Source organism: Streptosporangium sp. NPDC049046 (genome assembly GCF_040649155.1).
Classification (GTDB): domain Bacteria; phylum Actinomycetota; class Actinomycetes; order Streptosporangiales; family Streptosporangiaceae; genus Streptosporangium.
Genome location: NZ_JBEZEZ010000031.1, coordinates 52,071 through 76,554, shown reverse-complemented (window position 1 = coordinate 76,554; position 24,484 = coordinate 52,071). Strand labels below are relative to the sequence as shown.

Here is a 24,484-nt window from a genome sequence, read left to right as displayed (position 1 = left end):
AGGACGGTGAACGCGGTGCACACCACCAGCGTCGTGAGCAGATCGCCGCTGAAGCTCTGCTGCCCGGTCAGCTCGTACCAGCCCACGATCACCACGAACTGCCACAGGAAGACGCCGTAGGAGATGCGGCCGAGATAGCGCATCACCCGGTTGCCGAGCAGCGAGCGCAGCGGCGAGGGTTCGGAGGTCTGCAGGGCCACGGGAGAGAGCAGGGCGAGGACGAAGACCGTGTAGAGGGTCATCTCGAAGATGTCCGTCCACAGGTCCTGGACCTCGAAGAGGCGGCCTCCCGCGATGGGGCTGGCCGCGACGGCGTAGACGAAAGCGGCGATGATCCAGCAGGTCACCCACGACTCGCGCACCCCCCTGGTGAGCCGCCGCACCGGGGCGTCGGGGTCGGTCTCGGCGTGCGCCCAGAACGAGACGACGGCGAGGGCCATGCCCGTCGCGAAGTAGAGCATCGACCGGGGGAGCCAGAGCCCGAGTTCGGGGCGGTGCGCGGGGATGTGGCTGAAGACCGCCCAGAGGGGGGAGACCAGGGCGAGGGCGCCGATGCCGACGAGCAGCCGCTTGGCCCTGGCCGCGGGGTCCGCGCCGCGCCGCGCGAGGGCGCGCAGCGCGACGGCGAGGAGCGGGAGGGCGAGATAGAAGGTCATCTCGACCGAGAGGCTCCACATCTGCCCGAGCCCCGGCGGGCTCGCGCCGGCCCACCACGGCTCCGGCACGTAGTTCTGCACCAGCAGCAGGAAGGGCAGCCAGTTGACGGGTTCGGCCGCCTGCGGCCACGACCACAGCGGCAGCGCGACGGCGACCACGAGCCAGTACGCGGGCAGGATGCGCAGCGCGCGCTTCCACAGGTAGCCGCCGGCGCCGGGGGGCGCCTCACCCCGCACGACCTCGCCGGCCCAGGGCCGGTAGAGGAGGAAGCCCGACAGCAGGAAGAAGATCGGCACCCCGATGTCGCCCCTGGAGAGCAGGGCGGGCAGGAAGCCCTCCCTGAGGGAGGCGCCCGTCGTGCTCGCCACGTGGTAGAGAAGGACACCGAAGGAGGCGACCGCGCGGACGCCGTCCATCGCGTCGAGATGCCCGCCGACCGCGGGAAGATCCCGCACGTCCCTGCCGGTGGACCCCTGGTGAACCGGCATAGAACCTGTTTCGGTCACTTTTCGGCATCCCTGGTGACTGTGGATGTTTGCCAGCACTAACATATCGCGAAATGGAACTTGTTATAGGGTGAGCGGGATATATGTGTAGCGGGCGGCCCCAGGAGGAGCGATGCGTCGCGTCATCGGTTTGATATTCATCGGACTCGGGGCGTTTCTCATCGTTCTGGCACCGCTCGTGCGGTTCCAGGTGGCGACCGGTCTCATCGCCGCCCCCGCCGACCAGTACGGCATCAGCAAGCTGGAGGCCGTCGACGCCCAGTACTTCAGCCCCGGGGACCTGAAGGTGGTGAAGGGCAACCTTGACATTACCGTCACCACCAGGGGGGACGTTACCGCGGCCGAAGGCGACCGGGTCGTCTGGGAGGAGGCCACGGCGGTCAACGACGTCACCAACCAGAACCCCCTCATCTCGTTCAGCGAGCGTCGCAGCGCGTTCAACAAGTACACGGGCGAGGGCGTGAACTGCTGCAACGTCAACGTCGACAAGACCCCCGTGCAACTCCAGGGGCAGATCTACAAGTGGCCCTTCGACGTCGAGAAGAAGACGTACAGCGTGTTCAACGCGATCACCGGCAAGGCGTTCGACGCCAAGTTCGTCGGTGAGGAGCAGGTCGGAGGGCTCTCGGTATACCGGTTCGAGCAGACCGTCCCGCCGACCAAGATCGACACCGTCACCGTCCCGGCCTCCATCCTCGGCATGGACGATCCCGGCGACGTGCAGGCGGACCGCGTCTACGACGGCGTGAACACCTTCTGGATCGAGCCGGCCACCGGCTCGCCGGTGCGGCAGGAACAGCAGCGCCACGACGTGCTCAAGACCTCGGACGGCGTCGAGCGCTCGCTCGCCTTCGCCGCCGACGTGAAGATGACCCAGAACACCGTGGACGACCTGGTCAAGAACGCGCTCGACAGCAGGAACAGCATCACGCTGCTCAAGACCATGATCCCGCTGGTGCTCCTGGTGATCGGCCTCGCCCTGGTCGTCACCGGCGTCCTGCTCGTGAGGCGCCGCAGGGACATGTGAGAGACCGGGGGCGCCGGGCCCTCGACGGGGAAGGTGTGGAGGGAGGCCGCGGGCGCGCGCCCGCGGCCTCCTTTTCCGTTCGCCGTGAACCTCGTGAACCCTCGTTCCCGGACGCACCGCTGGAACGCGTTCCATCGTTTTCCCTGCTTCATTACTCACGAGTAGCTTAGGTTTTCGGTCGAAAGAAAGGTTCTCTACTAGAACGCGTTGCAGTTAGTTTGACGCGGTCGTACAGTCGCAGCATGCGGACACGTGTTACCGACATGCTCGGGATTGAATTTCCGATCTTCGCGTTCAGCCACTGCCGTGACGTCGTCGCCGAGGTCAGTCGCGCGGGGGGGATGGGCGTGCTCGGCGCCCTCTACTTCACCCCCGAGGAGCTCGAGATGGAGCTCAAGTGGATCGACGACCACGTCGACGGCAAACCGTACGGCGTCGACGTGGTCATGCCCGCCTCGTACGCGGGCTCCGACCTCGGCGTCGACTCGCCCGAGGACCTCGTGGGACGGCTCCAGGGGATGATCCCCCAGGGCCACCGGGACTTCGTCGACGGCCTGCTCGCCTCCCACGGCGTGCCGCCGCTCTCGGCCGACGCGGACGCGGGCAAGGTGCTGCTCGGCTGGACCGACGCCACCGCGCGCCCGCAGGTCGAGGTGGCCCTGCGGCACCCGATCGCACTGCTCGCCAACGCGCTGGGCCCGCCCCCCGCCGACGTGGTCGACCAGGCGCACGCCAAGGGGGTGAAGGTCGCCGCGCTCGCCTCCACCCCGCGGCACGCGATCAAACAGGTCGAGGTCGGGGTGGACATCGTCGTCGCCCAGGGCACCGAGGCGGGCGGGCACACCGGGGAGATCTCCACGATGGTCCTCATCCCGCAGGTCGTGGACGCCGTCGACGTCCCCGTACTGGCCGCGGGCGGCATCGGCGACGGCCGCCAGATGGCGGCCGGGCTCGCGCTCGGCGCCGAGGGCGTGTGGACGGGATCGATCTGGCTCGCCGTGGAGGAGGCCGACACCTCCGAGGTGGTCAAGCGCCGCATCCTGGGGGCGACCTCGCGCGACACCGTGCGCTCGCGGTCGTGGACCGGCAAGCCCGCCCGGCTGCTCAGGAACGAGTGGACCGACGCCTGGGAGTCCCAGGAGTCGCCCGGCACGCTCCCCATGCCGCTGCAGTTCATGCTGATCTCCGACGCGCTCCGCAGGATCGGCCGTTCCGACGCGACCGAGCTGGCGACCTTCCCGGCCGGGCAGATCATCGGCGCGATGAACCAGGTCAGGTCCACCAGGGACGTCGTCTTCGGCATGATCGAGCAGTACGTCGAGGCAATGGAACGATTGGGTCGCATTACCGGTGAGTAGGTAGCTCATGTCCGAAGGAATGGGCTAAGAACTCATCAGAGCCGATGAGTTTGGAGAATGATGGCGTCCCCGCAGGTCACCGATGGTGTCACTGACGATGTCACCGATCCCCCGACAGGACCTTCGCGGTCCTTTCCCGGGGGACGGCGGGTGCTCGGCGCCGCGCTCGTCCTCATCGTGGTCCAGCTCGCCTGGCGGGCCGTGATCCTGCACCGGGGCGGCTTCTTCGGCGACGACCTCAACATGGTGGGCAGGGCCGCGGCCGAACCCTTCGGGCTCGACTACCTCTTCGGCGTCTACTCCGCGCACGTGATGCCGGTCGGGATGATCGCCAACACGGTCGTCACCTCGCTCGGCGCGTACGACTGGACGGTGACCGCGGCGGCACTGCTGCTCTTCCAGCTCGCCGCCTCGCTCGCCGTGTACCGCATGCTGCGCGTGCTGTTCGGTGCCCGCTGGATGATCCTGGTGCCGCTGTCCCTCTACCTGTTCACACCGCTCGCCCTGCCCGCCTTCTACTGGTGGGCGGCGGCGGTCCAGGCCCTGCCGCTGCAGATCGCCATCGCGATGGCGGTCGCCTCGCACGTGACGTTCCTGCGCTCCGGGCGCGGCGTGGACGCGGTCGTGACCGGGCTGTGGTTCCTGTTCGGGCTCGGCTCCTTCCACCTCAAGGCCGTCTTCGCCATCCCCCTGCTGCTCGTCCTGGTCACCGTCCTGTACTTCCCCGTCCGTGAGCGCCTGCGTTCCCTGGCGACGGTGTTCGGCGCGTACGCGGTCATGGCGGGTGCCTACTCGATCCTGTTCCTCCTGCAGCTCGACCGCCTGCACGGCCAGGAGATCGGGGCGCCCTCCTCCGAGGTGGCCGGCCGGGCCATGGCGCGGATGCTGGGCGTCACCCTCCCGGTGCTCGCGGCCGGGGGACCCGGGCCCTGGTGGTACAAGTTCTACGCGGTGCCGCCGCAGGCGATGGTCGGCGCGGCCTGGGCGCTCATCGGGGTGGTCGTCGCCGTCACCCTGCTCCTCAGGCGGGGAGCGTGGAAGGCGTGGCTGATCCTCTGCCTCTATCCGCCCCTCCTCATGGTGCCGATCCTGGCCGGACGCTCCCTGGACCGGGCCCTGGGCGAGGAGGCCCGCTACCTCGCGGACGTGACCCCGGTGATCGCCCTCTGTCTGGGGCTGGCGATGCTCCCGCTGCTGGGCGAGGCGCGCCCGTACCGCTGGCGGATCCCGGCCCGCGTCGCCGGGACCGGCTGCGCGTTGCTGGCGATGACGGTCGCCGCCTTCTCCGTCTACTCCGCGCACAGATACGTGATGGGGACGGAGCCGGGGCGGGCCGAGATCCGCTCCTACCTCGCCTCGGTGCGGGCCACGCTCGCCTCCGCCCCGCCGGGCAGTGACATCTATCCCCAGCAGACGCCCTACGACCAGTTCGGCTTCGGGTACGGGGACGAAGGGCTCAGCCACCTCACCCTCAGCCCGCTCGCCCCGCCCGAACTCGCTGCCCTCATGCGCAACCCCCGGCCCGCCGTCGCCCCGCTCGTGCTCGACCCCACCGGGCGCCGCCTCGTCCCGGTCCGCCTCACCGGCCCCTACGTCGCCGCTCCCGGCGGCTGCTTCCCCCAGCTGGGCGGCACGATCTCGATCCCCCTCGCGCACAAGGGCGGCATGGTCGTCCTCGGCCTCGACTACCGCTCCACCGCCAGGACGGCGGCCTACGTGCAGGTGGGGGAGCAGGAGGTCGAGATCGTCCTCGAACAGGGAACCGGCAGGATCCACATCCCCTTCACCGCCCCCGGCACCTCGGTACGGATGGAGGTCCTGTCCGCCGACACCCGGGTCTGCGTCATCGGCGGCCTCTTCGGCGGCCCGGTCCCGGGCTAGAGGGGCGGCTCCGAAGCGCGGTCGGTGATCGGTGGTGCGGTCGCGCCGGAGCGCGACGTCCTCTTCTTTTGTCGTGATAGGTATGACTTTTGCTGGTTTTCGGCATATACGTATGGGCAAGTGGAAAATCTTGCTTTAGATTACGGCCAGAGCGGCATTAACTCCTCCCCGTCACAGCGAATCAGGTCCGGCATCCGCCATCCGATCAGTCACACCGGCGGTGCCGCATCCCCCCACGCCGCGCCGAAAAGCGGCCTCCTCACCGAGATGGAACGGTCATGCGGAAATCCCTCCTGTTATCCGTCTTACTGCTCACCGCGCTCTCATGGCTCGCCGTACCCGCTCAAGCACACGTGGCAGTGCCGCCACAGGTGCCGGGCGTCACCCTGCGCACCTACGACGTCCAGGTCGAACTGTCCAAGCTCTGCACGCTCAAGCCCGGTCAGACACCCAACGTGGACAAGCTGATGCCCACGATCGACTGGAGCTCCGACGCCGACTTCGGCCTGACCGACATGTTCGTCACCGAGGCGATCGGCAACATCTCCATCGCCACCGCGGGCACCTACGAGTTCCGGCTCACCAGTGACGACGGCTCTCGGCTGCGCATCGACGACACCGTCGTGATCACCAACGACGGGCGGCACGGGCCGATCGCCGTGGACGGCACGATCACCCTGACCACCGGTTACCACGCGTTGCGCGTCGACCACTTCGAGCACCTGTACGGCCAGCAGCTCAAGCTGGAGTGGAAACCACCGGGATCCTCGGGGTTCGCCCTCGTGCCGAACTCGGTGCTGAGCACGGACGCGGACGTGGTGCGGGTCACCGCCCCCGGGCGCAAGGAGTGCGAGAGCGGCGCCGACTCTCCGGGCGACGGGCTGCCGCTGGAGTCGGTACACCCCGACTTCACGCTCACCGACCTGCGACCGGAGGGTTTCCAGCCGCAGGTGACCGCGATGGACTGGCTGCCCGACGGCCGGTTGGCGGTCGCCACGTGGGGCGGCTCGGAAACCAAGCTCGGCGAGGTCTACCTGCTCGACAACGTCACGGGCAAGACCTCACCCGCGCAGGTGACCACCAAGAAGATCGCCGGTGGGCTCCAGGAGCCCATGGGGATCAAGTACGTGGACGGCAAGCTCTACGTCTCGGAGAAGTCCCGGCTGGTGGAGCTGAACGACACCGACGGCGACGAGGTCGCCGACAACCTCAGGACCGTGGCGACCTGGCCGTTCGGCGGCAACTTCCACGAGTTCGCGTTCGGGCTGCTCTACCGTGACGGCCACTTCTACATCAACCTCTCCGTCGCCATCAACTACGGCGGTGCCACCACCGACCCGCAACCGGCGCCGGACAGGGGCACGACCATCAAGGTCGACAAGGCCACCGGCAAGGTCGAGTACGTCGCCGGCGGCCTGCGCACGCCCAACGGGCTCGGCTGGGGCCCGAACGACGACCTGTTCGTCATGGACAACCAGGGCGGCTGGCTGCCCGCCTCGAAACTGGTGCACGTCAAGAAGGACCGGTTCTTCAACCACTACACCAACCCCGACGGCCGGTTCGACGACAACGTGGTGAGCGCGCCCGTGCTCTGGCTGCCGCACAACGAGATCGCCAATTCCCCCAGCACGCCACTGCTCATGAAGCAGGGCAGGTACGCGGGGCAGATGCTGTTCGGCGACGTCACCTACGGCGGGATCCAGCGCGGCTACCTGGAGAAGGTCAACGGCGAGTACCAGGGCGCGGTCTTCCGCTTCACCCAGGGCCTTGAGGCGGGGGTCAACCGGATCAGCCTGGGGCCCGACGGCGCCGTCTACGCCGGAGGTCTCGGCGCCGGCGGAAACTGGGGCCAGCCGGGCAAACTCACCTACGGACTGCAGAAGCTGACCCCCGGCGATGACAAGACCTTCGACATCCTGAAGATGCGCGCGATCGAGGGCGGCTTCGAGCTGCAGTACACCCAGCCGCTGTCGGCCGAGACCGCCGCGTCGCTGGCGGCGAGGTACCAGGCCACCCAGTGGCGGTACGCCGCGGCCTCCACCTACGGTGGCCCCAAGGTGGACGAGGAGCCGCTGACCGTCACCTCCGCGGACCTGAACCCCAGCGGTAAGAAGGTCACGCTGAAGATCGCCGGTCTCAAGCCGGGGCGCGTGGTGCACCTGCGGTCGCCGCGCCCGTTCAGTTCGGCGTCGGGGCAGCCGCTGTGGAGCACCGAGGCCTGGTACACGCTCAACTCGATGGTCGACGGTCCGGAGACGGACACCGTGTACGAGGCGGAGAGCGCCTCGCACAGCGGCGGCGCGAAGCTGAACACCGATCATCTGAGCTACTCGGGAAGCGGCTTCGTCGACGGTTACCAGAGCGTGGGAGCGGCCACGCAGTTCGCCGTGCACGCGGCCAGGGAGGGCACGTACCACGTCGGCCTGCGCTACTCCAACGGCCCGAACCCCGCGCCCGGCACCAAGTCCCTGAGCGTGTACGTCAACGGGACCAAGGTCAGGCAGGTGCCGCTGCCCACCACGGAGACCTGGGACCTGTGGGCCACCCGGGTCGAACCGCTCGCGTTGAAGGAGGGCGCCAACCTCATCGCCTACAGGTTCGACAGCGGTGACGTGGGCCACGTCAACCTGGACTCCATCACCGTGGCCGCGCAGCGGGTGTTCGAGGCGGAGAACGCCACGCTGGCCGGTGGCGCGAAGGCGAACCAGAACCACCAGGGCTACACCTACAAGGGCTTCGTCGACGGCTACTGGAACCAGGGCGCGAGCACGTCGTTCTCCGTGTGGTCGGACACGACCGGCACGCACAACGTGGGGCTCCGCTACGCGGCCGACGTCGGCAGGTCGTTGAGCGTGTACGTCAACGGGACCAAGGTCAGGCAGGTGCGGCTGGCCGCCACCGGCGGCTGGGACGCCTGGGCCGTCCAGACGGAGCCGCTCAACCTGAACCGGGGCACGAACACGATCGCCTACAGGTACGACTCCGGCGACACGGGCAACGTCAACCTCGACCACATCACCGTGTCGAAGGCGGAGCGGATCACGCTGTTCGACGGGTCCAGTCTGGCGGCGTGGGAGAAACGGGCCGGCGGGACGGCGACCTGGCCGATCGCGAACGGCTCCGTGGAGTCCTACGGCGGCGACATCCGCACCCGGCGGACGTTCGGCGACTTCAAGCTCCACGCCGAGTGGTACGAGCCGGACTACCCGCCGGACGTGACCGGCCAGCAGCGGGGCAACAGCGGCATCTTCCTCCAGGAACGCTACGAGATCCAGGTCCTGGAGTCGTACGGTGACACCACGCCGGCCGCCAACGAGGCGGGCGCGATCTACAACAAGCGCGCGCCCGACCGCAACATGGCCACCGCCTCGGGAACGTGGCAGACCTACGACATCACCTTCCGCGCGGCCCGGTATACCAGCGCGGGAGTGAAGACCGACAACGCGCGGGTCACGGTCGTCTGGAACGGCGTGGTGGTGCACGACGACGTGGCCGTCGACGGCGGCACGGGCGACCACATCCCGGAGAGCGTGGCCTCGGGCGGGATCCGCCTTCAGGACCACGGCGACGCCGGCGAGAACCCCCGCTTCCGCAACATATGGATCGAACCCGTCTCCTGACCTCATCCGCTCAGCAGGCCGTCCCGCTCTCCGCGCGGGGCGGCCTGCCCTGTGCATGGGGCCACCCGCCGGGCCGTGAGCGCACCGCGACGCCCTCGTCCTTCCCGCCGTTCGTCCGGGAACCGGGCTCCGCCCGTGGCGGTGCCGTTCACGCCGGTTCGGGCCGTACCGCCTCCCCGGCCAGCTCCTGGACACCCTTGAGGAGCCTGTCCACGTCGGACTCGTCGGTGTACGGCGCGATTCCGGCCCGGATGGCGCCGGTGTCGCCGAGGCCCAGGCGGCGGGAGCACTCCAGCGCGTAGAAGCTGCCCGCGGGGGCGTTGACGCCGCGTTCGGCCAGGAAGCGGTAGGCGTCGGCGGACCTGACGTGGTCGACGGAGAACAGGGTCGTGGGGGTGCGGGCGCGCGACGCCGCGCCGTAGAAGGTCACTCCGGCGATCTCGGCCAGCCCTGCGTCGAGCCGTTCGAGCAGGATCCTCTCGTGCTCCTCCAGCGCGGCCATCGAGCCTTCCAGGCGTTCGCGCCTGGTCCCCTCACCCGGTACGAGCCCGGCGAGGAAGTCGACCGCCGCCGTCGTGCCGGCGAGCAGCTCGTAGGGCAGCGTGCCCAGCTCGAAGCGTTCGGGCACCGCGTCGGTGGCGGGGAGCAGCTTGTCGGGGTGGACGCTCTCCAGCAGGCCGGGGTCGGCGGCGAGCACGCCCAGGTGCGGGCCGAGAAACTTGTACGGCGAGCAGGCGTAGAAGTCGGCGCCCAGCCGTCCGACGTCGACCAGGCTGTGCGGCGTCAGGTGCACGCCGTCGACGTAGAGCAGCGCCCCGGCCGCGTGCACCCGTTCGGCGATCGCCGAAATGTCCGGACGGCTGCCCAGCAGGTTCGACGCGGCCGTGACGGCCACCAGCCGGGTGCGCCCGCCGAGCAGGTGGGCGATCGTGTCGACGCTCAGCTCGCCGCTTTCCGGGTCGAAGTCGGCCCGGCGTACCGTGACCCCGCGCGCCTCGGCGGCATGCACCCAGGGCCGGATGTTCGCGTCGTGGTCCAGGGTGGTGACCACGACCTCGTCACCGGGTCCCCACTCCTTGGCGAGCGCGCGGGCCATGTCGTAGGTGAGCTGGGTCATGCTCCGGCCGAACACGACGCCGCCCGGGGTGGCACCGAGCAGGTCGGCCATCGCCTGGCGCGCCTCGGCCACGATCCCGTCGGCGCGCCGCTCGGCGGCGGTCTCGGCCCCCCGGTTGGAGACGGCGGCCCGCAGCGCACCGGCCACGGCCTCCGCGACCGGCTCGGGCACCTGCGACCCCCCGGGCCCGTCGAAGTGCGCCGCACCCTCGTCCAACGCGGGAAAGTGCGCCCGTACAGCCGCCACGTCGTATGCCACAAAGCCTCCAGGACCGCTGCCGGCCATCGGTGTTCTTGTCAGGCGTCCCCATTGGAGCGGAACGTGGCCAGAGTACTTCGTCAGGTTGATTTGGGTAGGTGGTGTGCCGGCTGGGGCGGGCAGGGGACGCGCTGGTCCACGCGTGGACGAGGGCTTGGAGCGTGGACGGCACCCGGGTCATTCGCCCCGGTAGGAGGGTGGGCGCTTCTCGCGGAAGGCGCGGGAGCCCTCCTTGGCATCCGCCGAGCCGATGACCGGCCAGCCGACGGCGTCGGAGACCTTCAGTGCCTCGGCCTCGGGCAGGCCCAGGGTCTCGCGGTAGGTGCGGAGGATGGCCTGGACGGCGAGGGGGCCGCACTCGGCGATCCGGGCGGCGATCTCCAGGGCGGTCGTGAGTGCCTCCCCGTCGGGGACGACCCGGTTGACCAGGCCCATGGCCAGTGCCTCCCGCGCGGTGACGGCGCGGCCGGTGAGCAGGATGTCCATCGCGAAGGCGTACGGGATCTGGCGGGGCAGGCGGATCGCGGAGCCGCCCATGGGGAAGAGGGCGCGGCGGGCCTCGAACAGGCCGAGGGTGGCGGACTCGGCGACCACCCTCATGTCGGTGCCGACGAGCAGTTCGGTGCCCCCGGCCACGGCGTATCCCTCGACCGCGCAGACGATCGGTTTCGTCGGCAGCGCGCCGGAGTCGCGGAGCAGGCCCTTCCAGTGGAAGTCGGGGATGGCCGCGGCGCGCTCCCTGACCCGGGCGTCCTGCGAAGGGGTGCCCATCGCCTTCAGGTCGGCGCCCGCGCAGAACGTCCCGTGCGCGCCGGTGAGGACGGCGACGCGGACCTCGGGCTCCTCGGAGACGTACGCCCAGGCGTCGGCCAGGCCGACCAGCATGTCGGTGGAGAGCGCGTTCCTCGCCTCCGGCCGGTCCATGGTGACGACCACGACGTGACCGTCACGCTCGATCCGGCAGTGCGGTGTGCTGATCGGCAGGAGTTCCACGGGACGACCTCCGTTGGTTCAACCAGGTGCCTGGTGGGGGAAATTCTGGACGCGTGCCGACTCCCGTGCGGTGTGGCCGCCCGGGGACCGTTCGCTCCCGCGCGGTGAGGGGGCGTTCGCTCCCGTGCGGGGGGTGGGAGCGGGGTCTCGGCGACGCCGGGAGGGACGTCTCCGAGGAGGGCCGATCCCACGCGGAAAGAGTGGGGCCTGTGCTGGGTCAAGCGCTTGCTAGGCGCACCTCCCGAGGTTAGTCTGCCCATGCGCACAAGAACAGATTCTTGTTCTATATACCCCGTTCCGCCAGGGCTTGTCGCGATAAAGAGAACGTGATGCACTTCGGTGTACCGGGGCCTTTCCAGCGAAAGGATGTCCGATGGGTACGCTCGGTTTCTGGAGACTGGCGCAGGCGGACCCCGACTGGGTGGCCGCCGTCGACCCGGACGGCGCGGAACATCGCGCCGGTGACCTCCTCGCCCGTGCCAACCGTCTCGTCCACGGCCTGAGAGAGCTCGGCCTCCAGGCGGGCGACGGCATCTGCGGCCTCGTGCCCAACGGCTCCGACGGGCTCGTCCTCTATCTCGCCGCCCTGCAGGCCGGCTGGTACTACACGCCGATCAACTGGCACCTCACCGGCCCCGAGATCGGCTACATCGTCGCCGACAGCGAGGCCCGGGCCTTCTTCGTCGACGAGCGGTACGCCGAGGAGGGCCTGCGCGGCGCCGCCGAGTCGGGCATCGCCCCCGAGCGGGTCTTCGCGTTCGGGCGGGTGGAGGGCGTGCGGCCCGTCTCCGAGCTGACCGAGGGGCGCCCCGACACCGCACCCGCCGACCGTACGGCGGGCGCCACCATGCACTACACCTCCGGAACCACCGGCAGGCCCAAGGGGGTGCGGCGCCCGCTCAGCGGCATGGACCCGGACGACGCCGCCGAGCTGATGACGTTCCTGCTCACCCTGTTCGGCATCACCCCCGGCAAGGAGAACGTCCACCTCGTCACCTCGCCGAACTACCACACCGCCGTCACCCAGTTCGGGGGGACGGCCCTGCACATGGGGCACACGCTCGTCTACATGGACAAATGGGACGCCGAGGAGACGCTCCGGCTCTGCGAGAGGTACCGCGTCACCAACTCGCACCTCGTCCCCACCCACTTCAAGCGCCTGCTCGCCCTCCCCGCCGACGTGAGGTCGAAGTACGACCTCTCCTCCCTGCGGTGGATGATCCACGCCGCGGCCCCGTGCCCGGTCCCCGTCAAGTGGGCGATGCTGGAGTGGTGGGGTGACTGCGTCTACGAGTACTACGCGGCCACCGAGGGCGGCGGCACCATCGCCACCCCGCAGGACTGGAGAAGCCGTCCCGGCACCGTCGGCACCGCCTGGCCGATCAGCGAGCTGCTCATCGTGGACGAGAACCTGGAGCCCGTGCCGGCGGGGACCCCCGGAACCGTCTACATGAAGATGCGGGGCCTCAGCTTCGAGTACAAGGGCGACCCGGCGAAGACCGAGGCCAACCGGCTGCGCGACCACTTCACCGTCGGCGACATCGGCTACCTGGACGAGGACGGCTTCCTCTTCCTCTGCGACCGCAAGGCCGACATGATCATCTCCGGCGGGGCGAACATCTACCCCGCCGAGATCGAGAACGAGCTGATGGTCCACCCCAAGGTCGCGGACGTGGCCGTGTTCGGCATCCCCGACGAGGAGTGGGGCGAGCAGATCAAGGCCGTGGTCGAGCCCGCGCCCGGCGTCGCACCCTCGCCCGAGCTCGCCGCCGAGCTCGTCGAGTCGCTGAGGGGCCGCCTGTCGACGATGAAGTGGCCGAGATCCGTCGACTTCGTCACGGAGATGCCCCGCGAGCCCAACGGCAAGCTCCTCAAACGCAAGCTGCGTGACCCGTACTGGAAGGGACGCGAACGTGCCATCTAGCGAAGACCCCCCGGCACCGCTGCGGGCACGGCACGTACTGGAGTTCCCCGGCGGATACACGCGCACGACGGGACCGGTGATCGGGCGCTTCCTCACCGAACTGCGCGACGGGCGGCTCTTCGGGGTCCGCACGGCGGCGGGACGCACGCTGGTGCCGCCGCTGGAGTACGACCCCGAGACCGGCGACGCGGTGACCGAGGAGTTCGTCGAGGTCGGCCCCGCGGGCACCGTGGAGAGCTGGGCCTGGGTGACCGTCCCCAGGAAGGGCCACCCGCTGGACCGGCCGTTCGCCTGGGCCCTGATCCGGCTGGACGGCGCCGACACCTCGCTGGTGCACGCGGTGGACGCCGGAGATGTCAGGGCGATGCGCCCGGGGCTGCGGGTGCGCCCCCGCTGGCGGGCCGAGCGCACCGGCCACATCACCGACATCGAGAGCTTCGTCCCCGAGGTCACCAGGATCGTCTCCGAGGTCCGCGCCGAGTACACGGTCACGCCGGGGCTCGCGCTGCGCCGCTTCCTGGAGGGGGTCGCAGAGGGCGTCCTCATCGGCTGCCGGTGCGGCACCTGCCACAAGGTCTACGTGCCCTACCGGCTCTCCTGTCCCGAGTGCGGGGTCTCGATCACCGAGGAGGTGGTCGTCCCGGACACCGGCACGATCACCACCTTCGCCATCAACAACCTGCCCGACCCACGGGCCCCCGAGGTGCCGTTCGTCTCGGCGTACATCCAGCTCGACGGCACCGACATCCCGATGATCGCCCTGGTCGGCGGGATCGCGGCCCACGAGGTGCGCCAGGGCATGCGGGTGCGGGCCGTCTGGGTGCCGCAGGAGGAGCGGACGATGTCCATGTCGAACATCAAGTGGTTCGCCCCCACCGGCGAGCCGGACGTGGAGCTGTAGATGCGGGAGATAGCGGTCGTCGCGTTCGCGCAGACCCGGCACAGCGCCGTCGACGAGGGACAGAGCGAGGCCGAACTCATCCTGCCCCCGCTGGAGGAGGTGAGGGCCGCGACCGGGCTGCGCAGGTTCGGCTTCACCTGCTCGGGGTCGTGCGACTACCTGGCGGGCGCGCCGTTCTCGTTCGTCTCCGCGCTCGACGCGCTCGGCGCCTGGCCGCCGATCTCGGAGAGCCACGTCGAGATGGACGCCGCCTGGGCGCTGTACGAGGCGTGGGTCAGGCTCCAGCACGGCGACGTCGACTCGGCCCTGGTCTACGGCTTCGGCAAGTCCTCCCAGGGGGACCTTCGGGAGATCATGACGCTCCAGCTGGACCCGTACTACCTGGCTCCCCTCGGGCTGGACCAGGTCTCCTTCGCCGCGCTGCAGGCGTCGGCCACCGGGGCGAAACGGGCCGAACTCGACGAGATCGTGCGGCGCAGCCGGGCCGACGGGAGGGCGAACCCCTACGCCCTCGACCTGCCGGACCCCTCGGGCGAGGACGCGGAGGTCGCGCCGCTGCGGCCGTACGACGTCGCCCCGATCACCGACGGCGCCGCCGCGGTGGTGCTGGCGGCCGGAGAGCTGGCCAGGGAGCTGTGCGAGCGGCCCGCGTGGATAACGGGGATCGCCCACCGCATCGAGCCGCACTACCTGGGCATGAGGGACCTCGCCCGGTCGGCCTCCGCCGCCGACGCCGCACGCGCGGCGGGGGCCGGCAAGGGTGACGTCGACGTGGCCGAGCTGCACGTCCAGTTCAGCCACGAGGAGCTCATCCTGCGCGAGGCGCTGGAACTCGGTGAGGGCACGCGCGTCAACCCGAGCGGCGGCCCCCTCGCCGCGAACCCGGTCATGGCCACCGGCCTCATCAGGATCGGCGAGGCGGCCGCCCGGGTCATGGACGGCACCGCGAGCCGCGTCCTCGGGCACGCCACGAGCGGACCCTGTCTCCAGCACAACCTCGTCACCGTGATGGAGGCGTGAACGACCATGGGTAACCCCTGCGCGGTCATCGGTGTCGGCCAGACCCACTACACGACCAAGCGACGCGACGTCTCCCTCGCCGGGCTGGTCCGCGAGGCGGCCCTGCGCGCGCTCCAGGACGCGGGCCTGACCTGGAAGGACATCGACGCGGTCGTCATCGGCAAGGCCCCCGACCTGTTCGAGGGCGTGATGATGCCCGAGGCGTACCTCGCCGACGCGCTGGGCGCCGCGGGCAAGCCGATGATGCGGGTCCACACGGCGGGCTCGGTCGGCGGGTCCACCGCGCTCGTCGGCGCCTCGCTCATCCAGGGCGGCGTGCACGACCGGGTGCTGGTGGTGGCGTTCGAGAAGCAGTCGGAGTCCAACGCGACCTGGGCCCTGTCCACCCACCTGCCGTTCAGCGCCTCGCTCGTCGTCGGCGCGGGAGGCTACTTCGCCCCGCACATCCGCGAGTACATCCGTCGCTCCGGCGCCCCCGAGCACATCGGCCACCTGGTGGCCGTCAAGGACCGGCGCAACGCGCTGAAGAACCCGTACGCCCACCTGAGGATCCCCGGCATCGACCGCGAGATGGTCGAGTCGACCCCGATGCTCTGGGAGCCGATCCGCTACCTCGACACCTGCCCGTCCTCCGACGGCGCCTGCGCGATGGTGCTGGCCGCGCAGGACAAGCTCACCGACAGCACCCCCGCCTGGGTGCTCGGCGCGGCGACCCGCTCCGAGCCGATCTTCCGCGCCGGTCGCGACACCGTGAACCCGCAGGGCGGCAAGGACTGCGCGGCCGACGTCTACCGGCAGGCCGGGATCACGGACCCGCGCAGGGAGATCGACGTGGCGGAGGTGTACGTGCCCTTCTCCTGGTACGAGCCGATGTGGCTGGAGAACCTCGGCTTCGCCGCCGAGGGGGAGGGCTGGAAGCTCACCGAGTCCGGAGCGACCGCCCTGGACGGCGACATCCCGTGGAACGCCTCGGGCGGTGTGCTGTCGAGCAACCCGATCGGCGCCTCGGGGCTGATCCGGTTCGCCGAGGCGGCGCTCCAGGTGCGAGGGATGGCGAGGGAGCACCAGGTGGACGGCGCCCGGCGGGCGCTCGGGCACGCCTACGGGGGCGGCGCGCAGTTCTTCGCGATGTGGATGGTCGGCAGCGACAAACCCTGATCCCCCAGGAGGGGTGCGAATGGAGTTCAACCACGCGGATCTGTTCGAAGGACTCGCCGACGCGATCGGGGACCGCACGGCCGTCGTCTGCGGCGACCGCCGCGTGACCTACGCCGAGCTGGACGCGCACGCCAACCGGCTCGCCCACTTCCTGGAGAGCAGGGGAGTGCGCGCCGGGCAGCACGTCGGAATACACCTCTACAACGGCATCGAGTACGTGGCCGGACTGCTCGCCACCCTCAAGATCCGCGCCGTGCCGGTCAACGTGAACTACCGCTACGTCGAGGCGGAACTGCTCTATCTCTACCGGGACTCCGACATCGTCGCCCTGCTGTTCGACGTGGAGTTCGACGCCCGGGTGGCGGCGACGGCCCCCGACGCCCCCGCCCTGCGACACCTGATCGCCGTGGGAGGGCCGTCCCAGGTCGAGGGCGCGGTGCCGTACGAGGAGGCGCTCGCCGGGCAGCCGGAGACGCGCGGATTCCCCGAACGCTCAGGCGACGACCTCTACATCATCTACACCGGCGGCACGACCGGCATGCCCAAGGGCGTGATGTGGCGTACCGAGGACCTGTTCTTCGCCTTCGGCGGCGGCAACCCCTACGGCGAGCCGCGCGCCACCCCCGGCGAGGTGATCGAGGCGGCCTCGGCCGCGGGCGAGATGACCATGATGGCCGCGGCGCCGCTGATGCACGGCGCCGCCCAGATGGGCACCTTCATCACCTGGTGCATGGGCGGCACGATCGCGTACGTCCGCAGGTTCGACGCGGCCGAGGTGCTGCGGACGATCGAGCGGGAGAGGGTCCTCACGCTCAACATCACCGGGGACGCGATGGCCCGTCCGCTCGCCGACGAGATCGCCGGCGGAGGCTACGACCTGTCCTCGCTGTTCGCGCTGAGCTCCACCGGCGCGATCCTCAGCGGTTCGGTACGCGAACGGCTGGAGGAACTGCTGCCCGGCAAGATGATCATCGACAGCTTCGGCTCCACCGAGTCCGGCTACACCGCCTCGGCGGTTCCCGGATCCTCCCCCGAGTCCGGGCTGCGCTACCAGGCGAACCCGCACGCCGGCCTCGCCGTGCTCAACGAGTCGCTGGAACCGGTCAAGCCGGGCTCTGACGAGCTGGGCACCGTGGCCAGGAGCGGCCGGATCGCCTCCGGCTACTACAAGGACGAGGCCAAGACGGCCCGCACCTTCGTGACGGACAAGGACGGGGTCCGCTGGCTGCTCACCGGAGACATGGCCAAGGTCGAGGAGGACGGCACCATCGCGGTCTTCGGCCGGGGCTCCGCGTGCATCAACACCGGCGGGGAGAAGGTCTTCCCCGAGGAGGTCGAGGCGGTGCTCAAGGGCCACCCGGCGGTCTTCGACGCGGTCGTGACCGGCATCCCGGACGAGCGGTGGGGCACCCGCGTCGCGGCGGTGATCGAGCCGCGTCCCGGCACGGCGCCGACGGCCGAGGAACTCGACGCCCACTGCCGGGAGAAGATCTCCGGCTACAAGGTGCCCAGGACCTTCGCCTTCGTCGACGAGATGGTCCGCTCCCCGGCGGGCAAGGCCGACTACCGCTGGGCCAGGACGACCGCCGAGGCCGCCCGTTCCTGACGGTTTCACCGGGTCACCCCTCCCGCACGTCACCGGCTCTCCTGGCCGGAGGCCGTCAGGACGTCGCCCTGTTCGTCGCCGGGGGCCGCTGGACGGGCTGGGCTGTCGTACTGCCGGAAGCGCGGCGTGGACCGGTCGGACACAAGATCACTGCGCGGCTGCGGTGAAAGACTCAGCAGGGGGGCGCTGGGGCTGTCTCGGCCGTATCGCTCGACGAGCGCGTTGCCGATCAAGGTGAGGTGGTCTCGCACACCAGGCGGGCCGGTCACTTCGAGCCATTCGACCAGTCCGGCGAGCTCGCCCGCGAGCGCGTACTCGTTGTAGCCGCGGATCACGACCTCGATGCGGCCGTCGACCGTGGAACCTCCAACCTCAAGCCGGTCCCCGAGCGTCATTCGGAGCTTGCCGATCCCTTCGGGAGTGCACACGGCCTGGATTTCGAGGGGGGTTCGCCTTCGGTCGACTGCGTCGGCGATCTCCCTCCAGCTCTCGGCAAGGTCGAACCCCTCTGGCCGGTGCACGGGATCGTCGGTCGGCTCGACGGATGACACGCGATCGATCCGGAACGTCCGCCGACCGGCGTCGGTGTTGGTGACGAGGTACCACGTCGGCCCTTTGGCGACGATGCCCAGCGGGTGGACGGTTCTCTCGGTTTCGGTGCCTTCGCGGTCGACGTAGCCGAGCCGCACCTGGACGCCGCGGATCACCGCGTCCTGGAGTTCGTCGAGGAAGCGAGGTGGCCGGCGCTCGACCCGGCTCGCCCCCCATCGTTGCGGGTCCATGACCAACGACGACGCCGCCGCCTCGGCCTGCACCCGGAAGGGCTCCGGCAGGGCGTGGACGAGCTTGCGCAGAGCCGCTTTCACGGCCGGCGTCGCAGTCGAGACCGGGCTGGCAACCAGGAACAGGGCGCGGGCCTCACTCGCGGTCAACCCGGACAGGTCGGTGCGGGCGCCGCCCACGAGGCGCCAGCCGCCGCTTCGGCCCTGCATGGAGTACACCGGCACCCCGGCCATGGCCAGGGCGTCGAGGTCGCGGCGGGCGGTGCGCTCGGAGACCTCCAGTTCTCGGGCGACCTCTGCCGCCGTCACCTGCTCGCGCCGTTGCAGCAAGAGGAGGATGGCCACCAGCCGGTCGGTTCGCACGCCGACAACACTTTCACGTAAAACCGGTCATGGGGTGACCGGTTTCGGTTGGCAGGATGGCGACATCACCTCACCGACGAGGTCGACCACAGGCGAACACCCCCGGCCCGTCAGGGGTGCGCCGACGTCGTCTCCGGGAACCTTCGTCGCCCGATCACTCCGAAAAGACAGAGGAAACGCGATGCCCAATCCAACCGATTTTCCCAAGCCCACCCTTGTTCCGGTCAACGGTGTGGAACTCGAAGTCTTCGAGGCGGGCCGAGAAAATGCGGGAAAACCCATCGTGCTCTGCCACGGCTGGCCGGAGCACGCCTTCTCCTGGCGGCACCAGATGCCCGTCCTCGCCGCTGCCGGCTACCACGTCATCGCACCGAACCAGCGGGGTTACGGCAACTCGTCCCGCCCGGCCGAAGTGACGGACTACGACATCGAACACCTGTCGGGTGACCTCGTCGCACTCCTCGACCACTATGGATACGAAGACGCCGTCTTCGTCGGCCATGACTGGGGTGCGTTCGTCGTCTGGGGACTGACCCTGTTGCACCCCGACCGTGTGAACAAGGTGATCAACCTGAGCCTGCCCTACCCCGAGCGCGGAGAGAAGCCCTGGATCGAGTCCATGGAGGACATGCTCGGCGGCGACTTCTACTTCGTCCACTTCAATCGACAGCCGGGCGTCGCGGACGCCGTGTTCGAAGACAACACATTCCAGTTCCTCCGCAACATCTACCGGAAGAACGAGCCCCCCAGAGAGCCTCAGCCGGGCATGGCGCTGATCGATCTCGCCAGAGCGGAAACACCGCTCGGCGAGCCCATCATGAGCGACGGCGAACTGGCCGTCCTCGTCTCCGCCTTCGAATCATCGGGATTCACGGGCGGCATCAACTGGTACAGGAACCTCGACCGCAACTGGCACCTGCTGGCGGACGTGGACCCGATCATCCGACAGCCCGCACTCATGATCTATGGCGACAGGGATCTGGTCGCACGGGGTGAGAACCTGGCGGAGTTCGTGCCCAACGTGGAGGTGGTCAGCCTTGATTGCGGTCACTGGATCCAGCAGGAGAAGCCGGAAGAAACGAACCGAGCGATTGTGAAGTGGCTGGAACAGCAGGACGCCACCTGACCGCGATATGACAGGCCGACATCCGGGAAGTGGCCGGTCCGCTCGACACCGAAGACGTACGTGACCTCTGCAACCCCGGTAATCGGTCGTTGTCCGCGATAGCTATCATGATCGTCTCCGCCGCCGACTTCTGCCCCCGGACCCCTCGCTCAGTAGGGCGTGAACCGCTCTGGCCCGCGATCCGTTTCCGGAAGGTGATGCGTTTTCTGCGGACCGTCGTCCCGCTCCTCCTCATGGTCGGCTGCTCGGGGACCACCACCGTCGCCGTCGAGACCACCGCGCCGGCCGGGGAACGGCCGGGTGCCGTCGTCGTTCGGTACGTCAGCTGCGGTGGGATGACGTGCGAGGGCGGCGACAGCATGAGCGTCACCGCCGACGGACGGGCCGGCTCGCTGCGTGACGGAGAGCTGGTCGTCGTCCCCCTCCCGGCGGCCGAGTTGCGTGACCTGCGGGCCGGGCTGGTCGAGTCCCTGGCCGGGAGGGAGGGCACGCTCGACCGTACCGGAGGGGCCACCGACCAGCCCTTCGCGGTCGTCACCGTGGTGGACTCCGCAGGCAGGACCCACGAGACCAGGCTGGAGGGGACGCCGACGGCGGAGGACGCCCCCGTCGTCGCCGCGACCGAGCGCCTCTCGAAACTGACCGCGCGGATCCGCGCCACCGGCACGCCCGATGTCACCGCGCCGGTCACGGTGACGATGTACGAGGACCCGAGCACCAGGCCCATCCGGCAGGCGACCTGGCCCGAGGGCATCACCACCCCGATCGAGGCCGCGTCCGGCGGCAACTTCGGCACCAAGACCTATCGGGGAGACGAGGCGAAGGCGCTGCGTACCGCCCTGGGCAAGGCAGGGGAGAACGTGACGGTGACCGCCGGGGGCAAGACCCTCATCGCCCGCTGGGAGGCCGTGCTTCCTTGATCTAGGGAAAGCGCTTACCGTTGACGGGTAGCCTGGCGTGGCAGGCTCCGCTGAGGAAAGGCTTTCGTGGTGATCCACTCAATCGACCCCAGGACCGGTGAGTCCTTCGGAGATCCCTTCCCCCTCACCTCGGACGACGAGGTGGACGCGAGCGTCGCGGCGGCTCTCGCGGCCGGGCCCGCCTGGCGTTCCGCGGACCGGGCGGCGGCGCTGGAGGCGGTGGCGGTGGCGCTGGAGGGAGGCGTCGAGGAGCTCTGGCGGGCCGCCGACGCGGAGACCGCGCTCGGGGAGACCAGGCTGCGCGGGGAGGTGGCGCGGGCCGCCGGTCAGTTCCGGCTCTTCGCCCAGGTGCTGCGGGACGGCGGGCACGTGGAGGCGGTGATCGACCACGCGACGGCCCAGCCGCCGGTCCCCGACCTGCGGCGGATGAACCACCCGCTGCCCGGCGTGGCCGGGGTCTTCGCGGCGAGCAACTTCCCCTTCGCCTTCTCGGTCGCGGGCGGCGACACGGCCTCCGCGCTGGCCGCCGGATGCCCGGTGGTGGTCAAGGCCCACGACGGGCACCCCGGCACGTCGGAGCTGTCCTGGCAGATCATCCGGGGCGCCCTGCCCGACCCGGCGCTGCTCGGTCTGGTCCGCGGGCTCGACGCGGGCAAGCGGCTCGCCCGGCACCCGTCCGTGGCGGCCGTCGGGTTCACCGGCTCCATCCCCGGTGGCAAGGCGATCCAGGCGCTCATCGCCGAGCGGCCCGACCCCATCCCGTTCTACGGCGAGCTGGGCAGCGTCAACCCCGTCGTCGTGCTGCCCTCGGCCGCCCGCGACGGCCTCGCCCAGGGGTTCGCCGCCTCGCTCACCCTCGGCACCGGGCAGTTCTGCACCAACCCCGGACTGGTGTTCGTCCCCGACGACGCCGACCTCCTGGCGTCCATCTCCAAGGCGGTCTCCGAGACCGCGGGCGGGCCGATGCTCACCGAGCGGATGCGGGGGGGCTTCCAGCACGGGCTGGCCAGGCTCGGCAGGCTCACCCCGCTCGCCGAGGGAAGGCCCGGCGAGGGGGCGTTCGCGGTGACCCCGCAGGTGTTCGTCACCGACCTGGCGACGTTCGCCGCCGACCTGCCGGAACTCGTGGAGGAGTGTTTCGGTCCGGCCGCCCTCGTGGTCGTCTACGCCGACGCCGCCGACCTGCCTGCCGTACTGGAGCGGCTGGACGGCTCGCTCACCGCCACGGTCCACGCGACCGACCCCGCCGAGGCGCGCGAGAGCGCCGAGGTGCTGCTCAGGAAGGCGGGACGGCTGATCTGGAACGGCTGGCCGACCGGGGTGGCGGTCCGCTGGGCGATGCACCACGGCGGTCCCTGGCCCGCGAGCACGGCCGCCGCCCACACCTCGGTCGGCGCCGCCGCGATCCGCAGGTGGCTCGTGCCCACCGCCTACCAGGACTGGCCCGCTGAGCTCCTGCCGCCGGAACTGCGCGACGACAACCCCCTCGGCATCCCCCGCCGGGTCGACGGGGTCCTCGTGGAGGGGCACGCCTGACGCCTCCCGCCGGTCTTCGGACCGGTCAGAGAGCGGCGTGCCCCCCACCGGCCCCGCCGATGCCTCTTCGGCGGGCCGGCTCTACCGGCCCGAGGGGAGAACCCGAGGACCGGACGGCTCGTGAACGACGGGCCGTCCGGGTCCGCGGTGCCGGGCCGACGCGTTCTCAGCCGATCTCGCCGACCCCCGCGTGCCGGGAGACCGAACGCTCCACCGACGCGGCCGGGTCGATCCCGGTGTGCAGGGCCGGGGTCCAGCCAGCGTCGGAGCCGAGGTCGGGGTCGTGGGCGGCGTTGTAGACGGAGACGAGGTCGACGGGGGAGACCTTGCCCCCGACGCGAAGCAGGTTCCCCCTCGCGGTGAGGGCGGTGCCGCCCCAGTCGTAGAGGAGACTCGACGGGGCGACCGCCCGGCTCAGCCGGAAGAGGTTGTTCTCGGCGAAGATCTGCGACTGCACGCCCACACCGAGGGCGTACTCGAAGGTCGAGGCGTCGGGGATCTCGTAGTAGTTGTTGTAGACGTGCACCTGGCCGAAGCGCACGCGCGGGAGCCGCTGGAGCACGTTCTCGAAGTGGTTGTGGTGGAGGGTGACGTTCAGCTTGCCCGTGTCGTTCGCCGGGTTGTTGGTGGAGCCGATCAGCATCGTCTTGTCGTGGCCGGAGAACCGGTTCCAGGAGGCCGTGACGAAGTTGGAGGCGTGGGTGATGTCGAGCTGCCCGTCGTGCACCTGGTAGGGCCTGCCGAAACGCAACGGCTGCTTCGAGTCCGGGTTGTCGCCGTCGGTGAAGGTGTTGTGGTCCACCCACACGTGTGTCGAGCCGGTCACCGAGATGTTGTCGTACAGGGAGTTCCAGTTGCCCTCGGCGCCGTCGGTCGGGGTCCACCGGGGGAAGCAGTCGGCGGTGTCCTCGAAGAGGATGTTGCGGATGATGACGTTGTCGACCTTGTCGACGTGCAGGTTGACGCCGCGGATCCGCGCGTTCTTGCCGAGGCCGACGATGGTGGTGTTCGAGCCGACCTTGAGCCTGATGTTCGCGCTCTGCTTCGCGGCCGAGGCGACCCGCGCGTCCTCCAGCGGGCCCGAGGGGTCGCTCTCCCTGCCCCACACCGCCGGGTCGTACGCGGCGAGATAGCCCTCCAGGGTGTAGCCGCCGGTCGCGTAGTCGGCGCAGGTCCTGTCGGTGTCGATCGCCCCCTTCACGTAGATGATCTTTGGTGAGGGGGCGGCGAGCGCGGTGGCCAGTTCGGTGCGGGTGGAGACGGTGTGCACGTTCGACGCGGGCGCCGCGGCTCCACCGGTGGTGCCGGAGCCCTCGGCGGCCCAGCCGTCGTTCGCGGGCAGGGTCTGGCGGCCCAGGTCCGGCCTGCGCCCGGCGGCCTTCGACTCCGACTCCGACTCCGACTCCGACGAGGTCGTGGTCTCGGGGGCGCCGGTACTCAAGGAGGTGGCGGACGCGGCAGGGGCGGAGAGGACCGCCAGGGACAGCAGGGCGGTGAGCGCGACGGCTCGTTTCATGGTCTTCCTTCACGAGGTCAGGTGGGAGGGACGCTGCGGGGCAGGGCGGCAAGGCGCGTACGGCCCCGGGGTTTTTCCGGATACTGGAGCGGGCGCGCCCAGGTCAGGGGTGGGTGCGCCCGCTCCAGGGCATGCGCGGGTCCGGGTGAGGACGGGTGCGCCCTCAGGAACGACGCCCGCTTCCGGGCAAGGCCGCCTTGCGGCGCGGCCGAAGA

The 24,484-nt window shown here is 70.1% G+C and carries 16 protein-coding genes and 1 pseudogene; 12 read left to right on the top strand and 5 right to left on the bottom strand.

The features are described 5' to 3' along the window. Nucleotides 1-2: 2 nt before the first annotated feature. Nucleotides 3-1,073, bottom strand: a pseudogene (locus tag AB0B96_RS33310) (acyltransferase); the annotation flags it as partial. Nucleotides 1,074-1,275: 202 nt separating this feature from the next. On the opposite strand from AB0B96_RS33310, the gene AB0B96_RS33305 reads away from it, so the two are divergent. The 4 genes from AB0B96_RS33305 (at nucleotide 1,276) to AB0B96_RS33290 (ending at nucleotide 9,049) form a co-directional block, all read left to right on the top strand. After that, nucleotides 1,276-2,190, top strand: coding sequence for a DUF3068 domain-containing protein (locus AB0B96_RS33305; protein WP_362905198.1), 915 nt, complete (start codon nucleotides 1,276-1,278; stop codon nucleotides 2,188-2,190). 242 nt (nucleotides 2,191-2,432) lie between these two features. Continuing rightward, a complete protein-coding gene (locus AB0B96_RS33300; protein WP_362504135.1) occupies nucleotides 2,433-3,548 on the top strand; it encodes a nitronate monooxygenase family protein in 1,116 nt (371 codons plus the stop codon). Nucleotides 3,549-3,698: 150 nt separating this feature from the next. Further along, nucleotides 3,699-5,429, top strand: a complete 1,731-nt coding sequence (locus AB0B96_RS33295; RefSeq protein WP_362905196.1) for a hypothetical protein — start codon at nucleotides 3,699-3,701, stop codon at nucleotides 5,427-5,429. Between the two features lie 278 nt (nucleotides 5,430-5,707). After that, nucleotides 5,708-9,049: a family 16 glycoside hydrolase gene (locus AB0B96_RS33290; RefSeq protein ID WP_362905194.1), complete on the top strand. Its 3,342-nt coding sequence runs from the start codon at nucleotides 5,708-5,710 to the stop codon at nucleotides 9,047-9,049. A 148-nt stretch (nucleotides 9,050-9,197) separates the two neighbouring features. On the opposite strand, the gene AB0B96_RS33285 is transcribed toward AB0B96_RS33290, so the two are convergent. Both AB0B96_RS33285 and AB0B96_RS33280 read right to left on the bottom strand, forming a co-directional pair. Beyond that, complete coding sequence (locus AB0B96_RS33285; RefSeq protein ID WP_362905192.1) at nucleotides 9,198-10,424, bottom strand: cysteine desulfurase-like protein; 1,227 nt, start codon at nucleotides 10,422-10,424, stop codon at nucleotides 9,198-9,200. Nucleotides 10,425-10,601: 177 nt separating this feature from the next. Continuing rightward, entirely contained in the window at nucleotides 10,602-11,417 is an 816-nt protein-coding gene (locus AB0B96_RS33280) for a crotonase/enoyl-CoA hydratase family protein (protein WP_362905190.1), read from the bottom strand. 373 nt (nucleotides 11,418-11,790) lie between these two features. Here AB0B96_RS33280 and AB0B96_RS33275 point away from each other — a divergent pair, with 373 nt between their 5' ends. Genes AB0B96_RS33275 through AB0B96_RS33255 form a run of 5 tightly spaced genes read left to right on the top strand, consistent with a single transcriptional unit; the run spans nucleotide 11,791 to nucleotide 18,026 of the window. Further along, a complete protein-coding gene (locus AB0B96_RS33275; RefSeq protein ID WP_362905188.1) occupies nucleotides 11,791-13,341 on the top strand; it encodes an acyl-CoA synthetase in 1,551 nt (516 codons plus the stop codon). After that, nucleotides 13,331-14,242, top strand: coding sequence for an OB-fold domain-containing protein (locus AB0B96_RS33270; RefSeq protein ID WP_350946553.1), 912 nt, complete (start codon nucleotides 13,331-13,333; stop codon nucleotides 14,240-14,242). The genes AB0B96_RS33275 and AB0B96_RS33270 overlap by 11 nt, the downstream gene beginning before the upstream one ends. Beyond that, a complete protein-coding gene (locus AB0B96_RS33265; protein ID WP_362905186.1) occupies nucleotides 14,243-15,262 on the top strand; it encodes a thiolase domain-containing protein in 1,020 nt (339 codons plus the stop codon). A 6-nt stretch (nucleotides 15,263-15,268) separates the two neighbouring features. After that, nucleotides 15,269-16,420, top strand: a complete 1,152-nt coding sequence (locus AB0B96_RS33260; protein WP_362905184.1) for a thiolase domain-containing protein — start codon at nucleotides 15,269-15,271, stop codon at nucleotides 16,418-16,420. A 19-nt stretch (nucleotides 16,421-16,439) separates the two neighbouring features. Beyond that, entirely contained in the window at nucleotides 16,440-18,026 is a 1,587-nt protein-coding gene (locus AB0B96_RS33255; RefSeq protein WP_350946556.1) for an acyl-CoA synthetase, read from the top strand. A gap of 29 nt (nucleotides 18,027-18,055) precedes the next feature. Here AB0B96_RS33255 and AB0B96_RS33250 read toward each other — a convergent pair whose 3' ends face one another. After that, complete coding sequence (locus tag AB0B96_RS33250) at nucleotides 18,056-19,171, bottom strand: WYL domain-containing protein (protein ID WP_362905182.1); 1,116 nt, start codon at nucleotides 19,169-19,171, stop codon at nucleotides 18,056-18,058. 181 nt (nucleotides 19,172-19,352) lie between these two features. Here AB0B96_RS33250 and AB0B96_RS33245 point away from each other — a divergent pair, with 181 nt between their 5' ends. From AB0B96_RS33245 to AB0B96_RS33235, 3 genes are all read left to right on the top strand, one after another. Next, nucleotides 19,353-20,297: an alpha/beta hydrolase gene (locus AB0B96_RS33245; RefSeq protein WP_362905179.1), complete on the top strand. Its 945-nt coding sequence runs from the start codon at nucleotides 19,353-19,355 to the stop codon at nucleotides 20,295-20,297. A 197-nt stretch (nucleotides 20,298-20,494) separates the two neighbouring features. Then, on the top strand, nucleotides 20,495-21,217 hold the full coding sequence (locus AB0B96_RS33240) for a hypothetical protein (RefSeq protein WP_362905177.1): 723 nt from the start codon (nucleotides 20,495-20,497) through the stop codon (nucleotides 21,215-21,217). A 66-nt stretch (nucleotides 21,218-21,283) separates the two neighbouring features. Beyond that, nucleotides 21,284-22,753, top strand: a complete 1,470-nt coding sequence (locus tag AB0B96_RS33235; protein WP_362905175.1) for an aldehyde dehydrogenase (NADP(+)) — start codon at nucleotides 21,284-21,286, stop codon at nucleotides 22,751-22,753. Nucleotides 22,754-22,919: 166 nt separating this feature from the next. On the opposite strand, the gene AB0B96_RS33230 is transcribed toward AB0B96_RS33235, so the two are convergent. Beyond that, the gene (locus tag AB0B96_RS33230; RefSeq protein ID WP_362905173.1) at nucleotides 22,920-24,269 is read right to left on the bottom strand and encodes a pectate lyase; all 1,350 of its coding nucleotides are present in this window, start codon (nucleotides 24,267-24,269) and stop codon (nucleotides 22,920-22,922) included. Between the last annotated feature and the right edge of the window lie 215 nt (nucleotides 24,270-24,484).

What these genes read in the sequence shown, in the direction of transcription:
- AB0B96_RS33265 (WP_362905186.1), top strand. Translation starts at nt 14,243, where the DNA reads ATGCGGGAGATAGCGGTCGTCGCGTTCGCGCAGACCCGGCACAGCGCC.
- AB0B96_RS33300 (WP_362504135.1), top strand. Translation starts at nt 2,433, where the DNA reads ATGCGGACACGTGTTACCGACATGCTCGGGATTGAATTTCCGATCTTC.
- AB0B96_RS33245 (WP_362905179.1), top strand. Translation starts at nt 19,353, where the DNA reads ATGCCCAATCCAACCGATTTTCCCAAGCCCACCCTTGTTCCGGTCAAC.
- AB0B96_RS33305 (WP_362905198.1), top strand. Translation starts at nt 1,276, where the DNA reads ATGCGTCGCGTCATCGGTTTGATATTCATCGGACTCGGGGCGTTTCTC.
- AB0B96_RS33260 (WP_362905184.1), top strand. Translation starts at nt 15,269, where the DNA reads ATGGGTAACCCCTGCGCGGTCATCGGTGTCGGCCAGACCCACTACACG.
- AB0B96_RS33230 (WP_362905173.1), bottom strand. Translation starts at nt 24,269, where the DNA reads ATGAAACGAGCCGTCGCGCTCACCGCCCTGCTGTCCCTGGCGGTCCTC.
- AB0B96_RS33255 (WP_350946556.1), top strand. Translation starts at nt 16,440, where the DNA reads ATGGAGTTCAACCACGCGGATCTGTTCGAAGGACTCGCCGACGCGATC.
- AB0B96_RS33240 (WP_362905177.1), top strand. Translation starts at nt 20,495, where the DNA reads ATGCGTTTTCTGCGGACCGTCGTCCCGCTCCTCCTCATGGTCGGCTGC.
- AB0B96_RS33290 (WP_362905194.1), top strand. Translation starts at nt 5,708, where the DNA reads ATGCGGAAATCCCTCCTGTTATCCGTCTTACTGCTCACCGCGCTCTCA.
- AB0B96_RS33275 (WP_362905188.1), top strand. Translation starts at nt 11,791, where the DNA reads ATGGGTACGCTCGGTTTCTGGAGACTGGCGCAGGCGGACCCCGACTGG.